This is a genomic window from Streptomyces sp. TP-A0874, assembly GCF_001748085.1.
Taxonomy (GTDB): domain Bacteria; phylum Actinomycetota; class Actinomycetes; order Streptomycetales; family Streptomycetaceae; genus Streptomyces.
Map to the genome: position 1 here is coordinate 48,327 of NZ_BBZK01000014.1, position 15,762 is coordinate 64,088.

Here is a 15,762-nt window from a genome sequence, read left to right on the forward strand (position 1 = left end):
CCCGCCTTCCCCGTGCGACGATCCGGAGGTACGCCGATGACACCGCTGAACCAGCCCGACCAGCTGCCCGAGATCAGGACCGGGCTCTACCTCGACGGCGAGACGCACGAGGCCGGCGACACCCTGCGGGTGGTCGATCCGGCCGACGGTCAGTCGCTGGTCGGCTACGCCGCGGCGGCCTCGGCCAAGCAGGCCGAGGCCGCCGTCGGCGCGGCCCACCGGGCGTTCCCCGGCTGGGCGGCCCGCAGCGCCCAGGAACGCGCCGCCCTGCTGACCGCCGCACTGGCGCCGCTGGAGGCGGACCGGCCGGCGACGGCCGAGGTGCTCACCAGGGAGAACGGCAAGATCCGGATGGAGTCCGTCATCGACTCCGTGGTGTTCGAGCACCGTTTCCGGCTGGCCGCTGGACTGGCCGGGGAGGTCGAGCGGGTCACGACCCTGCCGGCTCCGCCGTACCGCACCGAGATCTCCTACCTGCCGCTCGGTGTCGTGACGATCATCGTGCCGTTCAACTGGCCGCTGGCGATTCTGGCGGCCGCACTGCCGCAGGCGCTGCTCGCCGGCAACACCGTCGTGGTCAAGCCGCCGCCCACCGCGCCGCTGGCCACCACCCGCACCGTGCAGTTGGTGGCGCAGGCGCTGCCGCCGGGTGTGCTCAACGTCGTGACCGGCACCGACGCCGAGGTCGGACCGACACTGATCCAGGACGACAGGGTGAAGAAGGTCTGCTTCACCGGCAGTTCCCACGGCGGCAAGCGGATCATGTCCATGGCTTCGGAGTCGCTGACCCGCGTGGCGCTGGAGCTGGGCGGCAACGACCCGGCGATCGTCCTGGAGGACGCGGACCTGGGTCCGGAGGCGATGCAGCGGCTGTTCAGCGGCACCTTCGACTCCACGGGCCAAATCTGCATGGCGACGAAGCGGCTGTACGTGCACCGCTCCCGCTACGACGAGGTCGTGGAGGGGCTGTCCGAGCTGCTCGGCGCCGTCCGGCTGGGCCACGGTCTGGCCGAGGGCGTCACCATGGGGCCGCTGCACAGCCCCCGACAGCGGGACTACGTGCGCGAACTGTTGGCCGAAGCGCGCGCGTCCGGTACCGAGGTCCGGGAGTTGGGCGAGGCGGCTGAGGGCCAGGACGTCTCCCGCGGTAACTTCCTCCGGCCGTCGCTGGTGCTCGATCCCGCCGACGACGCCCGGGTGGTGGTGGAGGAGCAGTTCGGCCCGACCCTGCCGATCCTGCCGTTCGACGGCGAGGACGACGCGATCGCCCGCGCCAACGACACCTGGGCGGGGCTCTGCTCCTCGGTCTGGACCGAGGATCTCGACCGTGCCGCGGCGGTCGCGGCCCGACTGCGCACCGGCTACACGTTCGTGAACGCCCACGGTGCCGCGCACCTGGACGAACGGGCGCCGTTCGGTGGTTTCGACCACAGCGGCATGGGCCGTGAGATGGGCATCGAGGGGGTCCGGGAGTTCATGGACACCCACTCGGTCAGCTTCCCGGCCTGAGTCACTCCCCCCTGCCGGCCGTGGTCCCTCGGGCATGGTCCCGAGGGACCACGGCCGGGTCCTACGGAGGGCCGGGTTCCCGTGGCGTTCCGCCCCCGGTACAGGGGAGACGCCGCAACGGCCCGCGGCGACCGGTGCGCCGGGGCTACCGTGCGGGCATGAGTGGATGCGATGAGGGCGCGGACGGTCGCCGGGGAGCCCGCATGAGACAGCGGATCCGATCGGCGGCGCCGCTGGCGGCTCTGGCCCTGCTGACCGGGTGCGGGGGTTCCCCGAGCAGCCATGAATGCACCCTGCGGGACGCACCCGCCGGGATCAGTGTCGAGGTCCGCTCCGAACTGGCGCACACGGTCGCCGAGGCGACCCTCACGGCCTGCTGGGACGGCGCCTGTCGGAAGCGCTCGCTGCACCTGCGGGAGCCCGGGCCGGAAGAGGCACTGCCCCCCGGGGACCCGGCACTGACCACGCAGTCCGCGACCGCCCCGGAGAGCCCCGGGATGAGGACCCCTCCTCCCCGCACCACCGAGCCCTTCGTCCTGCCCGGTTTCGCGCTCGTACCCGACCTTCCGGAGAAGCCGATACGCGTCACGCTGGTGCTCAGGAACCAGCAGGGCGCCACCGTCCTCGACCAGCGGGTCAGCGTCACCCCGGAGCCCACCTACCCCAACGGCCGATCCTGCTCGCCGGGTAGTCCGCAGGCACGTCTGGCGGTCACGGAAGGGGGCGCGCTGATCACCCGCTGACCGCGGGACCCGGCGCCGACGGCACCGGTTCCGGACCACCGCGGAGTGGGCCGGCCGGGTCCGGCCGGCGAATCAGGCGGGGGCGACCGGCAGGACTTCCGGCGACAGCGCGCCCGCCCGGGCCGAAGCCGCGGTCATCCGGCGCAGGTGGTGGCGGCGGCAGAGCACCTCGTAACCGATCTGCCCCGCCGGTCGGTTCACGTCGCCGACGACCACCTGGGCGCCTTCGACCACCATCTCCCCGTCCAGGGTGCGGGCGTTGTGCGTCGCCCGGGCACCGCACCAACACAGCGCCTCCACCTGGAGGGCCTCGATCCGGTCGGCCAGTTCGATCAGCCGCTGTGATCCGGGGAAGAGCCGGGTGCGGAAGTCGGTGGTGATGCCGAAGGCGAAGACGTCGAGTTCGAGGTCGTCCACGACCCGCGCCAACTGGTCCACCTGGTGCGGCGCGAGGAACTGCGCCTCGTCGACGATCACGTAGTCGACCTTGCCGCCCTTGGACAACTGGTCGACCAGGTATCCGTACATGTCCAGTCCGTCCGCGGCCTCCACCGCCTCGGTGACCAGACCCAGTCGGGAGGAGAGCTTCCCCTCCCCCGCCCGGTCGTCCCGGGTGAAGATCACCCCGCGCAGCCCTCGGGCCGAGCGGTTGTGTCCGATCTGAAGTGCCAGGGTGCTCTTGCCGCAGTCCATGGTTCCGGCAAAGAAGACCAGCTCGGGCATGGTGGGTGGACGGCCTTTCGGTCGCGGGGAGCAGGTCAGGTACGTACTTCGAGGAGCGGGACGAGCTGTTCCGCGGCTGTCATCGAGCCGTGCAGCCCGACCATCGACGACTCGTTGGGCTCGGTCTGCGAGGCGATGACGGCGATGTCGTCGCGGGCCGCGGCGACCACGTCGCCGATCCGGCCGCGCACCCGGCTCTCGACCGGGCCGAACCAGCCGGCCGCGATCGCCTCGTCGCGACCGGCGATCCACATCCGGTCGCCGAGCACCTCGCGCCAGACGGCGGCCACGTCGGCGGCGGCACCCGGCAGAGCGTAGATATGCCGGGCGCGGCCCTCACCGCCCAGCAGCCGGACGCCGGCCCGCAGCTCCCAGTCCTCATCGAAGTCGATCCGGGAGTCGGGATCGAAGGGGACGTCGATCATCCCGTGGTCGGCGGTGACGTAGAGCACCGCGCGCGGCGGCAGTTGCTCGGCGAGCCGCTGGGCCAAGCGGTCGACGTACGACAGTTGGTCGCGCCAGGCGTCGGAGTCCACACCGAAGCGGTGGCCCTTGCCGTCCACGTCGCTGTAGTAGGTGTAGACCAGCGAGCGGCCGGCCGCGGCGAGCCGGTCGGCGGCGAAGTCCATCCGTTCCTCGCCGGTGAGTCGGCCGTGGAAGGTGCCGCCGCTCAGCGCGACCTCGGTCAGCGGGGTCTTCTCGAACTCCGGGGCCGTGACCTGGCAGGTGGCGACCCCGGCAGCCGACGCCAGCTGGAAGACCGTCGGATACGGCTGCCAGCGGTGCGGATCGGTCCACGGCCTCCAGCGCAGCTGGTTCATCAGCACACCGGTGTCCGGGTCCTGGACGGTGTAGCCGGCCAGCCCGTGGGACCCGGGCGGCAGACCGGTGCCGACCGAGGCGAGCGAGGTGGCGGTGGTCGAGGGGAAGCCGACGGTTATCGGCTCACCCCTGCCCCCGTGGGAACTCGGCAGCAGCGAGGTCAGGAAGGGCGCCTGCTCGGGGTGGGCTCGCAGCAGCTCCCAGCCCAGACCGTCGACCAGGAAGACGCAGACCCGGTCGGCGGGCTCCAGCCCGAGACCGCTGCTCAGGCCGGGGACCCCCTGGCCGGTGGCGACATCCGGCAGCAGGTCGGCGAGGGAGCCCTTGCCGTAGGCGGGCAGGGGCGCCGAGCGGGGGTCGAGCGGAGGGGGATCCGCCGGCCAGCCGGTGGCGGGATGTGCCATCAGCGGTTCTTGGCGGCGACGACGGTCGCCTCGGACAGCGCCTGCGCGAAGGCGAGGGTCTGGCGCACGGAGTCCGGCCCGTCGCCCGCCTCGCTCACCCGGAGGCTGAGGTCGTCGGCGGTGGCCGAGCCGGTGTAGCCGTGGTCGGCCTCGCAGTTGGGGTCCCCGCAGGCGGCCGGTTCGAGGTCGATGCGGTTGACCGCGCCCCAGCCGATGGTGAGCACCACTTCGCGGGGCTGGGTGCCCCGGGTGTAGGCCTCGGGGTTGGCCACCACCCTGCTGAGCACGACCGAGGAGATCCGCTCCAGTCGGACGGACTCGGTGGAGGTCGTGGCGTACGGCGAGGGGGAGGTCCCGTCGGCCGCCTGCTCGTCGGTGTGGCTGACGATGAAGCGGGTGGCGGTCAGGGCGAGGACGGTGACGTGCCGACGCACCTCGTTGGAGTCGAAGGTGGTCTCCTGGTGCACCAAGTACGAAGCCACGGGCTCACCGCCCACGGCGGCCTCCACGGCCTCGGCCACGAGGGCCGGATAGTAGCCGCTGCGCTCGATCGCCGCGCGCAGCCCCTGGGTCGTCGTACCGGTCTTCGCCATGCGGTCCATCCTAAGGGCTGTCCGCCGCTCCCCGGCCGGTGGACGACGACAGCCGTGGCAGCTCGCCGCGTCCGCCGGGACACCCCGGTACGACCCTGTATGGGCGATGGCCGACGCTTTGCCACCGTCCCGGTCCTCCCCGGCGGCCACTGGCGGAGAACCTCCGACGCGGCCCACGGCCCCGGGACGCCGTCAGTAACGGGGGAGCCGACGCGGCGCGAGGTCCGGGCTGGCCGGAGCCGGGGCCAGCTGGACAGCGGCTCCGAGCACGGTCAGCCCCCGGGCGGCGACCACCACCGGCTCCAGGTCGACGGCCACCACCTCGGGATGGTCGTCGACCAGCCGGGAGAGCCGCTGAAGCAGTTCCTCCAGAGCGGCGGTGTCCACCGGCCGGGTGCCGCGCCAGCCGAAGAGCAGCGGCGCGGCCTGGATCGAGCGCACGAGTTCGGCGGCGTCGCGGTCGGTCACCGGAACCAGCCGGTGCGCGGTGTCACCGAGCAGTTCGGAGGGGACCCCGGCGAGACCGAAGGAGACCACGGCCCCGGCGGCCGGATCGATCACGGCCCGTACCACGGTGTCCACCCCGCGCGGCGCCATGGCCTGGACGACGAGCCCGAGCTCCGCCGCGCTGCCGAGTGACCGGGTCAGTTCCCGGTGTGCCCGGCGCAGCTCGCTCTCGGTCGGCAGGTCGAGTCGGACGCCTCCGAGGTCGGGCCGGTGGCGCAGGTGCGGCGCGGTGGTCTTCAACGCCACCGGAAAGCCGAGCTCGGCGGCGGCGGCCACCGCGGTCTCCGGATCGGAGGCGGGGCGTACCGCGCTGACCTCGATGCCGTAGCGGGCGAGTAGCGCGTGGCCGTCCTCGCTCCGGAGGGGAAGGCCGGTCGCCCCGCCACCGACCGGTCGGGACCCCAGCAGGGCTTCGATGTCGGCCCCGGCCCCCGCCTCGTCGATGTCCTCGAACTCCGGAACCCGGCCCGGTTCGGCGCTCTGCCGTCGCCAGTTCGCGTAGCGCACGGCCTCGCCCAGCGCCCTTACGGCCCGCTCGGCGGCCGGATAGGCGGGGATGCCGGGGCCACATGGTTCCTCGGGCGGCTCGGAGCCCTCCCCGGCGGACGGTGCGTCGCCCTCCGCACCGGCTGGCGGTTGCGAATGGGCCGGGTGCCGCGGCTCCGTCTCCGCGGCGAGACTGCCCAGGGCAGCCGCCAGCCCCTCGATCTCCAGGTGCACCACCGCGACGGGCTTGGTCCTTCCGCTCCGGGATACCGCCGCCTGGAGCGCCGCGGCCAGGACCGGGCCGTCGCCGCCCCCGGGGCCTTGTTCGGTGTGGTAGTCGCCGTTCGCACCGACACCGGGGATGGCCGTGACGATGACCGCGTCGCAGAGGTCGTCGGCGAGCGCGGCCGCGAGGGCGTCCCGGAAGTCCGCCGGAGTGGCCGAGGTGGTGAGGTCGCGCGGCGGCAGCGGCTCCAGCCGCTCGGTGAGGCAGGCGTCGTAGGCGAGCAGGCCGAGGGAGTCGCTGTTGCCGAGGATCGCCACCCGGGGGCCGGCCGGCAGTGGCTGGCCGGCCAGCAGCAGACCGGTGTCGACGAGTTCGGTGACGGTGTCCACCCGGACCACGCCGGCCTGCTGGAACAGCGCGGACACGGTGGCCTCCGGAATCCTGGTGGTGGGCACGGCGTGGCCGGTGGGCGCCGCACCGCTGTGCCGGGCCCCCTTGACCACCACGACGGGTTTCCGGGCGGCCGTGCGCCGGGCGAGCCGGGTGAACTTCCGGGGGTTGCCGATGGACTCCAGGTACATGAGGGCCACATCCGTGTCCGGATCGTCGTGCCAGTACTGCAGCAGGTCGTTGCCGGAGACGTCCGCGCGGTTGCCCGCGGAGACGAAGGTGGAGACGCCGATGCGACCGCTGCCTCGCCGGTGCAGTCCGGAGAGCAGCGCGATGCCGATGGCACCCGACTGGGTGAACAGCCCGATCCGCCCGGCGCGCGGCAACTGGGGCGCCAGCGAGGCGTTGAGCCGTACCTCGGGCGAGGTGTTGAGGACGCCGAAGGCGTTCGGTCCGATGATCCGCATGCCGTGGGAGCGGGCCTGGCGGACGAGTTCACGTTGCCGCCGCCGGCCGTCGTCGCCGCTCTCGCCGTAGCCGGCCGAGAGCACCACCAGGCCCTGGACCCCCTGCTCACCGCAGCCGTCGACCACCTCGGGCACGGCCGCCGCGGGCACCGCGACGACGGCGAGATCGACGGGCTCCCCGATGTCGCGCACCGACCGGTAGGCGGGGACGCCTTCCGGCTCCAGGAGCGTCATCCCCTCCGGGAAGGCGTGGTTGACGGCGAACAACCGCCCGGGGAAGCCGCCTTCCACCAGCGCGCGGAGGGCGCTGCGGCCCACCCCGCCGGGCTGGCGGCCGGCGCCGACGACCGCGACCGATCCCGGGGCCAGCAGCCGCTGGACGGAGCGCGCCTCGGCGCGGTGCTCCCGGGCCCGCTGGACGGCGAGGGAGCGCTCGGTGGGCTCCAGGTCGAGTTCCAGCCGGACCACGCCGTCGGTGAAGCTGCGCTTCTGGGTGTAGCCGGCATCGGTGAAGACCTTGATCATCTTGCTGTTGGCCGGCAGCACCTCAGCGGCGAACCGCCGGATGCCGCGCTCGCGCGCTACCGCGGCGATGTGCTCCATCAGCGCGGAGGCGACCCCCCGCCCCTGGTGGGCGTCCTGCACCAGGAAGGCGACCTCCGCCTCCTCGGCGGCGCCGCGGGCCGGGCGGCCCTCCGGGTCGATCCGGTCGTAGCGGACGGTGGCGATGAACTCTCCGCCGATCGTCGCGGCCAGCCCGACCCGGTCGACGTAGTCGTGGTGCGTGAAACGGTGGACGTCGCGGTCGGAGAGGCGCGGGTACGGTGCGAAGAAGCGGTAGTACTTCGACTCGTCCGAGACCCGTTCGTAGAAGTCGACCAGCCGCTGGGCGTCGTCCGGGGTGATGGGCCGGATCCGTGCGGTACCGCCGTCGCGCAGCACCACGTCGGCTTCCCAGTGGGCCGGGTAGACGTGCTCTGACGGCGTCTCCATGGAGCCACCCTAACGACTTGGTGCGCGGTGGCGGGGGTTCGGCGGGTGGCGCTGCGCGGCTCGGCCGTAACGGAAAGCGTGGCTGGGCGGAGGAGCCGGCACGGCAGTGGACCGGGGCGAGGCCGCGGCTCGCAGGCTCAACCGATGTTTTTCGAAAACGTCCTAAGATGACCGAAGGCGACCTGAAGGGCAGCAGACATGGTTGAACGCCGCGTCACCATCGGCTGGGCCGAGGGCTTGCACGCCCGCCCTGCCTCGATCTTCGTCCGCGCCGCGACCGCGTCGGGGGTGCCGGTGAAGATCTCCAAGGCCGACGGCGCGCCCGTCAACGCCGCCTCCATGCTGGCCGTGCTGGGCCTCGGGGCGGAGAACGGCGACGAGGTGACCCTCACTTCGGAGGCCGAGGGGGCTGAGGGGGCCCTGGACCGGTTGGCCAAGCTGGTCGCCGAAGGACTGGACGAACTGCCCGAGACCGTCTGACCGCCGCAGCGTCGCCGTCGCTCCGGCCACGGCGTCGGCCGGCGGCCACAGGGCTCCGGAGCACGTGTTCCGGGAGCCCGTGGCCGCCTCCCGGTCAGCCCGGGACCACCTCGACGCGGCCGATGCCCAGGGCCCGTACCGGCTCCTCGATGACCGCGGCGTCGCCCACGAGGACCGTGACCAGCCGATCCGCCGGGAAGGCGCTGACCGCGGCAGCGGTCGCCTCAACGGTGCCGGTCTCGGCGAGCCGCGAGTAGATCTGGGCCTGGAAGTCGTCCGGCAGATGCTGCTCGACCTGGTCGGCCAGGGTCCCGGCGACGGCCGAAGCCGTCTCGTACCTCAGGGGCGCCACGCCCACCAGGTTCTGCACCGCGACATCGCGCTCCTCCTCGGTCAACCCCCCGGCGGCCAGCGCGCCCAGCACCTTCCAGGTGTCCTCCAGCGCGGGGCCGGTGACCTCGGTGGCCACCGAACCGCTGATCGCCAGGATCGCGGCACCGCTTCCGTCCGGACTGGAGCGCAGCACCTGGCCGAAGGCGCGCACCCCGTAGGTGTAGCCCTTCTCCTCCCGGAGCACCCGGTCGAGCCGCGAGGTGAGCGTCCCGCCCAGGCAGTAGACACCGAGCACCTGTGCGGGCCACACCCGATCGTGGCGGTCGGGGCCGATCCGGCCGATCAGCAACTGGGTCTGCACCGCACCGGGCCGGTCGACGATGACCACCCGGCCGGTGTCGTCCGCGCGGACGGGGGGTGCGGTACGCGGCTGGGCGCTGTCCCCGGTCCAGGCGCCGAGGGTGTCGGCGAGCGTCTCGGCGAGCGGGATTCCGGTGAAGTCCCCGACGATGACCACCGTCGCGGTGGCCGGCCGGATGTGGGCCCGGTAGAAGGCGCGCACGGCCGCCGCGTCGATCGCCCGGACCGTCTCCTCGGTGCCCTGACGGGGCCGGGACATCCGGAGATCGGCCGGGAAGAGTTCCTTGTAGAGCTCCTTGGCCGCCCGGCGGGCCGGGGTGGCCAGCTCGTGCGGGATCTCGTCCAGGCGGTTGCTGACCAGGCGCTCCACCTCGCCCTCCGGGAAGGCCGGAGCGCGCAGCGCGTCGGCGAGCAGACCGAGCGCCCTGGCCAGCCGGGAGGCCGGCACCTCCAGGGTGACCCGGACACCCGGGTGGTCGGCGTGGGCGTCGATGGTCGCGCCGCAGCGCTCCAACTCGGCGGCGAACTCCTCGGCGGAGTGCTTGTCGGTACCCTCGGAGAACGCCCGCGCCATGATCGTGGCGACGCCGTCGAGTCCCTCGGGTTCGGCGTCCAGCGGGGCGTCGAGCACCACCTCGACCGCGATGACCTGTTGGCCCGGCCGGTGGCAGTGCAGCACGGTGAGCCCGTTGGGCAGGACATCGCGCTCGGGCGCCGGGAAGGCCCACGGCCTGGGCTCGGTGCCCTTCGGCTGGGGGTGGAGCGTCATGGTCGTGCCGGCGTCGCTCACTGGGCCGCCGCCTCCTCTTCGTCGTGACCGTCGTCGCCGGACTCGGTGCCGGCGGACTCCGCGGGTTCGTACACCAGGACCGCGCGGTTGTCGGGCCGCAGCCGGGCGGCGGCGACCTCGCGGACCTCCTCCGGGGTGATCTCCAGAATCCGCTGGACGGCGGTGAAGGCCAGCTGCGGGTCGTCGAACAGCACCGCGTAGCGGCAGAGCTGGTCGGCCCGGCCACCGGCGGTGGCGAGTTGGTCCAGCCACTCGCGCTCCAGCTGCGCCTGGGCGCGCTCCATCTCCTCCGGGGTCGGACCCTCCTCGGCGAACCGGGCCAACTCGTCGTCCACAGCGGACTCGATCTCGGGGACCTCCACCCCGCCGGCCGCCTTGACGTCCAGCCAGCCCAGCGAGGGGGCGCCGGCGAGCCGCATAAGGCCGAATCCGGCGGCGACGGCCGTACGGTCCCGGCGCACCAGGCGGTTGTGGAGCCGGGAGGACTCCCCGCCGCCCAGGATGGTGAGCGCCAGGTCGGCGGCGTCCGCCGCGCGACCGCCGTCCTGCGGCAGCCGGTAGGCGGCCACCAGGGCACGGGCCGGGACCTCCTCGACGATCTCCTGCCGCAGTTGTTCCCCGATGATCTCCGGGAGCGTTCCGTCGCGCGGCGGCTGTTTGCCGTCGTGGGAGGGGATCGTGCCGAAGTACTTCTCGATCCAGGCGAGTGTGGTGTCGGGGTCGATGTCGCCGACGACCGAGAGAACCGCGTTGTTCGGCGCGTAGTAGGTGCGGAAGAAGTTCCGGGCGTCCTCGAGGGAGGCGGCGTCGAGGTCGGCCATCGAGCCGATCGGCGTGTGGTGGTAGGGGTGTCCCTCCGGGAAGACCTGGGCGGTCAGCCGTTCGAAGGCGGTGCCGTAGGGGACGTTGTCGTAGCGCTGGCGCCGCTCGTTCTTGACGACGTCGCGCTGGTTCTCCATGCTCTCCTCGTCGAGCGCCGAGAGCAGGGTGCCCATCCGGTCGGCCTCCAGCCAGAGCGCGAGCTCCAACTGGTGGGCGGGCATGGTCTCGAAGTAGTTGGTCCGCTCGAAGCTGGTGGTGCCGTTGAGCGACCCGCCGGCGCCCTGCACGAGTTCGAAGTGTCCGTTGCCCGGTACGCTCGCCGAGCCTTGGAACATCAGGTGCTCGAAGAGGTGAGCAAGGCCGGTGCGGCCCTTGACCTCGTGGCGCGATCCCACGTCGTACCAGAGGCAGACCGCGGCGACCGGGGTCAGGTGGTCCTCGGAGAGCACCACGCGCAGGCCGTTGGCCAGCCGGTGCTCCGTCGCTGTCAGGCCTGCCCCGGCCTGGGGCGTGGCCGTGTGACCCATGGGCATGTACGTCCCTTCGATCGCTGGTGGTGCGGTGCTGACACTGTATGCAAGCACGTGGGAGCCCGGGGAAGTTCCCGTAGCGTGCGGGAGCGTGCCGGGTCGCGGATCACGCTGTCACCCGCTGGGTCCACAATGGTCGTCGGCACCGGCACATGGAGCCCCGAACAATATGCGTGCCAGACGCCACAAGCTGATCAAATCCCCATATTGTTCGGAGCCCTTACGCCCACCCGCAGTCGTTCGAGCAGCTAAGGAGCAGCAGCCGAGATGGCCCGCCGCAGCAAGACCCCACCATCGGGAGGCGACTCCCGGGCAGAGACGGGGACGGACTTCGAGGAGCGCATTCTCGACATCGACGTCGTCGACGAGATGCAGGCGTCCTACCTCGAGTACGCCTACTCGGTCATCTACTCGCGCGCGCTCCCCGACGCCCGGGACGGCCTGAAGCCGGTGCACCGGCGCATCGTCTACCAGATGAACGAGATGGGGCTGCGGCCCGACCGCGGCCACGTCAAGTGCGCCCGGGTGGTCGGCGAGGTGATGGGCAAGCTCCATCCGCACGGTGACGCCTCCATCTACGACGCCCTGGTCCGGATGGCCCAGCCGTTCTCGATGCGGCTTCCGCTGGTGGACGGCCACGGCAACTTCGGCTCGCTCGGCAACGACGACCCGCCGGCCGCGATGCGCTACACCGAGTGCCGGATGGCCGCCGCCACCTCGCTGATGACGGAGTCCATCGACGAGGACACCGTCGACTTCGCGCCGAACTACGACGGCCAGGAGCAGGAGCCGGCGGCCCTGCCGGCCGCCTATCCGAACCTGCTGGTCAACGGCGCCTCCGGGATCGCGGTGGGCATGGCGACGAACATGCCGCCGCACAACCTCGGCGAGGTGATCGCCGCCGCCCGCCACCTGATCAGGCATCCGGGGGCGGACCTGGACACCCTGATGCGGTTGGTCCCCGGGCCCGACCTGCCCACCGGCGGCCAGATCGTCGGCCTCGAGGGGGTGCGGGACGCCTACGAGTCCGGCCGGGGCACCTTCAAGATGCGCGCCACGGCGGCGGTGGAGGAGGTCACACCGCGCCGCAAGGGACTGGTGGTGACGGAACTTCCGTTCGCCGTGGGCCCGGAGAAGGTGATCTCCAAGATCAAGGACCTCGTCGGCGCGAAGAAGCTGCAGGGCATCGCGGACGTCAAGGACCTGACCGACCGGGAGCACGGACTGCGGCTGGTCATCGAGATCAAGAACGGCTTCAACCCCGAGGCGGTGCTGGAGCAGCTCTACAAACTGACCCCCATGGAGGAGTCCTTCGGCATCAACAACGTCGCGCTGGTGGACGGCCAGCCGCTGACGCTGGGGCTGAAGGAACTGCTGGAGGTCTACCTCGACCACCGCTTCTCGGTGGTGCGCCGGCGCAGCGAGTTCCGTCGCACCAAGCGCCGGGACCGGCTCCACCTGGTCGAGGGCCTGCTCGTAGCTCTGATCGACATCGACGAGGTGATCCGCATCATCCGCTCCAGCGATGACTCCGCGGCCGCCAAGACGGGGTTGATGACCCGCTTCCAGCTGAGCGAGACCCAGACCCAGTACATCCTCGACACCCCGCTTCGGCGGCTGACCAGGTTCGACCGGATCGAGCTGGAGTCCGAGCGCGACCAGCTCAACACCGACATCGAGGCGCTGACCCGGATCCTGGAGTCGGACGCCGAGCTGCGCAAGCTGGTCTCAAGCGAACTCGCCCAGGTGGCGAAGAAGTTCGGCATGAAGCGGCGCACGGTACTGCTGGCGTCGGAGGACGCCCCGGTGGCGGCGGTGCCGTTGCAGGTCGCCGACGACCCCTGCCGGGTACTGCTCTCCTCCACCGGGCTGTTGGCGCGGGCCGAGGGTGAGGCGCCGCCGTCGGAGGCGGGAGGCGGCAAGCGGACCAAGCACGACCTGATCGTCTCCGCCGTGTCCACCACCGCCCGCGCCCACGTCGGGGCGGTGACCTCCAGGGGCCGGCTGCTGCGGCTGCCGGTCATCGACCTGCCCCAGCTGCCTCCCTCCACCGGGGCGCCGAACCTGGCCGGCGGCGCTCCGATCGCCGAGTTCCTCTCGCTGGAGGAGGACGAGCAGCTGGTCTGCCTGACCTCGTTGGACGAGAACTCACCGGGGCTGGCGATCGGCACCGCGCACGGGGTGGTCAAGCGGGTGGTGCCGGACTATCCGGGCCACAAGGAGGAGTTGGAGGTCATCAGCCTCCGGGAGGGTGACCGGATCATCGGGGCGGTGGAGCTGCGCACCGGTGAGGAGGACCTCGTCTTCGTCACCGACGAGGCGCAGCTGCTGCGCTACCCCGCGTCCGCGGTGCGACCGCAGGGCCGGCCGGCCGGCGGCATGGCGGGCGTCAAACTGTCGGGAGGAGCGAGGGTGATCGCGTTCAGCGCGGTCGACCCCGCGGCGGAGGCCGTGGTGTTCACCGTGGCGGGCGCCGAGGGCACCCTCGCCGGCTCGGTGCGGACGGCGAAACTCACCCCCTTCGACCAGTACCCGCGCAAGGGGCGGGCGACGGGCGGGGTGCGCTGCCAGCGCTTCCTCAAGGGAGAGGACCGTCTCGTCTTCGCCTGGGTCGGGCCCGTGCCGGCCCGGGCTGCGACCAAGTCCGGGGCCCAGGTGGCACTTCCGGAGATCGACCCCCGCCGCGACGGCTCGGGGACCCCGTTCACCAAGACCGTCGCCGCGGTCGCGGGCCCGGCCTAGCCCCTCGGGTGGCTCCTTCCCCACGGGTGGGGTGGGAGTCACCCGTTCCGCGGGGGCCGCGGCGGGGGCGGCCGAGGGGGCGGCGCTCCCCCTCCCACCCGGTGCGGTGGCGTGTTCCGGCACCCCTTACTTTCGTCCCCATGAGCACAGCCACCCCGCTGGAGCGCGGTCCGGCGTCGCGATGGCGCATCGGCCGCCCCCGCCGCGTCTTCTCCCAGGTGCTGCTGATGCAGTTGGCCATCGCAACCGGGGTCACCACCCTGGCCACCGGCCTCTTCCTCGCCCCGCTCGGTGACCAGCTCGACGACCAGTCGATGCGGCGCGCCCTCGCCATCGCCCAGACCACCTCGGCCCGTCCGGTCCTCGCGGACCAGTTGAGGAGCACCCGGCCCAGCCCGGAGGGCCCTATCCAGGCGTACGCCGAGCGGATCCGCCGCTCCACCGGTGCGGAGTACGTGGTGGTCATGGACCGCTCGGGGATCCGCTGGTCGCACACCTCCCCCGAGCAGATCGGCCGGCGGGTATCGACCGATCCGAGCAGTGCGCTGGCCGGGCAGGAGGTCATGCAGATCGACGTGGGCACCCTGGGCCGCACCGCCAGGGGCAAGGTGCCGTTGCGCGACGGCAACGGCCGGATCGTCGGAGCGGTCTCGGTCGGCATCGCCTACGAGAGCGTCCATGACCGACTGCTGTCGGCCGTGCCGGGGCTGCTGGCCTACGCCGGCGGCGCACTCGCGGTGGGTGCCCTGGCGGCCTACCGGGTCTCCCGCAGTCTGCAGCGCCGCACCCACGACCTGGCCTTCTCGGACATCTCCGCCCTCCTCGCCGAGCGTGAGGCGATGCTGCACGCCATCCGCGAAGGGGTCGTCGCGCTCGACGGAGCCGGCCGGGTGCGGCTGGTCAACGACGAGGCGCAGCGGCTGCTCGGCCTCGACGAGACGGCGATCGGGCGGCCGGCGGCCGAGCTTCTGGGACCGAGTCGGACCGCCGAGGTGCTCGCCGGCCGGGTGACCGGGGACGATCTGCTGACGGTGGCCGGTGGGCGGGTGCTCGTCGTCAACCGGATGCCGACCGACGACGGCGGGGCGGTGGTGACGCTGCGCGACCGCACCGAATTGGAACGGCTCGGCAGGGAACTCGACGGCACCCGCGGGCTGATCGACGCACTACGCGCCCAGGACCACGAGCACGCCAACCGGATGCACACCCTGCTGGGGTTGTTGGAACTGGGCCTCCACGAGGAGGCGGTGGAGTTCATCACCGAGGCCGTGGGGGCGCACCGGGCGACGGCGGAGCAGGTGGCTGAGCGGGTGCGCGATCCGCTGCTGGCGGCACTGCTGGTGGGGAAGGCCACGGTCGCGGCGGAGCGCGGGGTCTCGCTGCGGCTCTCCCCGGGCACGCTGCTGCCGGACCGCGTGGTGGACCCGCCCGGTCTGGTGACCGTGGTCGGCAATCTCGTCGACAACGCCCTGGACGCGGCGAGCGGCAGCGCGGAGCCGGAGGTGGTGGTGGAGATCAGGGCGGACGGCCGCCGGGCCGTACTGCGGGTCGAGGACTCCGGACCTGGCATCCCTGCGGAGCAGCGGGAGTCGATCTTCACCGAGGGCTGGTCCACCAAGGAGCCGCCCGCTCACGGCGGTCAACGCGGCCTGGGCCTCGCGCTGGTGCGGCGGCTGGCGCAGCGGCAGGGCGGCAGCGTCCGGGCCGGGGTCGGCGCGGGGGGCGGGGCGCAGTTCACCGTCGTACTGCCGGAAGCCCTCACGGACAGGGAGACCGCCGGGCGGTGACCTTCGGGTAGGGGTGCGGCTGCGCGGCGGCCCGCGAAGCCGCACCCGCGGGGAG

11 protein-coding genes are annotated in these 15,762 nt (G+C 72.6%); 5 read left to right on the plus strand and 6 right to left on the minus strand.

What is annotated here, in order from left to right:
• Positions 1-36: 36 nt before the first annotated feature.
• On the plus strand, positions 37-1,509 hold the full coding sequence (locus BGP73_RS20735; protein ID WP_069817181.1) for an aldehyde dehydrogenase family protein: 1,473 nt from the start codon (positions 37-39) through the stop codon (positions 1,507-1,509).
• A gap of 203 nt (positions 1,510-1,712) precedes the next feature.
• On the plus strand, positions 1,713-2,252 hold the full coding sequence (locus BGP73_RS20740; RefSeq protein ID WP_069817183.1) for a hypothetical protein: 540 nt from the start codon (positions 1,713-1,715) through the stop codon (positions 2,250-2,252).
• Between the two features lie 72 nt (positions 2,253-2,324).
• On the opposite strand, the gene BGP73_RS20745 is transcribed toward BGP73_RS20740, so the two are convergent.
• The 4 genes from BGP73_RS20745 to BGP73_RS20760 all read right to left on the minus strand — a co-directional run bounded on the left by BGP73_RS20745 (position 2,325) and on the right by BGP73_RS20760 (position 7,863).
• Positions 2,325-2,975, minus strand: coding sequence for a thymidine kinase (locus tag BGP73_RS20745; protein ID WP_069817185.1), 651 nt, complete (start codon positions 2,973-2,975; stop codon positions 2,325-2,327).
• Positions 2,976-3,010: 35 nt separating this feature from the next.
• Positions 3,011-4,201: an alkaline phosphatase family protein gene (locus BGP73_RS20750; protein WP_069817187.1), complete on the minus strand. Its 1,191-nt coding sequence runs from the start codon at positions 4,199-4,201 to the stop codon at positions 3,011-3,013.
• Positions 4,201-4,794, minus strand: a complete 594-nt coding sequence (locus BGP73_RS20755; protein WP_069817287.1) for a DUF5998 family protein — start codon at positions 4,792-4,794, stop codon at positions 4,201-4,203. The genes BGP73_RS20750 and BGP73_RS20755 overlap by 1 nt, the downstream gene beginning before the upstream one ends.
• A gap of 192 nt (positions 4,795-4,986) precedes the next feature.
• A complete protein-coding gene (locus BGP73_RS20760; protein WP_069817189.1) occupies positions 4,987-7,863 on the minus strand; it encodes a bifunctional acetate--CoA ligase family protein/GNAT family N-acetyltransferase in 2,877 nt (958 codons plus the stop codon).
• Between the two features lie 198 nt (positions 7,864-8,061).
• Between BGP73_RS20760 and BGP73_RS20765 the strand changes: the two genes are divergently transcribed.
• The gene (locus BGP73_RS20765) at positions 8,062-8,343 is read left to right on the plus strand and encodes an HPr family phosphocarrier protein (protein ID WP_069817191.1); all 282 of its coding nucleotides are present in this window, start codon (positions 8,062-8,064) and stop codon (positions 8,341-8,343) included.
• Positions 8,344-8,437: 94 nt separating this feature from the next.
• Here the strand turns inward: BGP73_RS20765 and BGP73_RS20770 are convergent, their stop codons facing one another.
• Both BGP73_RS20770 and BGP73_RS20775 read right to left on the minus strand, forming a co-directional pair.
• Positions 8,438-9,805, minus strand: a complete 1,368-nt coding sequence (locus tag BGP73_RS20770) for a M16 family metallopeptidase (protein WP_069817289.1) — start codon at positions 9,803-9,805, stop codon at positions 8,438-8,440.
• A gap of 17 nt (positions 9,806-9,822) precedes the next feature.
• The gene (locus BGP73_RS20775) at positions 9,823-11,181 is read right to left on the minus strand and encodes a M16 family metallopeptidase (RefSeq protein ID WP_079127725.1); all 1,359 of its coding nucleotides are present in this window, start codon (positions 11,179-11,181) and stop codon (positions 9,823-9,825) included.
• A gap of 264 nt (positions 11,182-11,445) precedes the next feature.
• Here BGP73_RS20775 and BGP73_RS20780 point away from each other — a divergent pair, with 264 nt between their 5' ends.
• Positions 11,446-13,920: a DNA gyrase/topoisomerase IV subunit A gene (locus BGP73_RS20780; protein ID WP_069817196.1), complete on the plus strand. Its 2,475-nt coding sequence runs from the start codon at positions 11,446-11,448 to the stop codon at positions 13,918-13,920.
• Positions 13,921-14,060: 140 nt separating this feature from the next.
• Complete coding sequence (locus BGP73_RS20785) at positions 14,061-15,707, plus strand: ATP-binding protein (RefSeq protein ID WP_069817198.1); 1,647 nt, start codon at positions 14,061-14,063, stop codon at positions 15,705-15,707.
• Positions 15,708-15,762 lie beyond the last annotated feature (55 nt).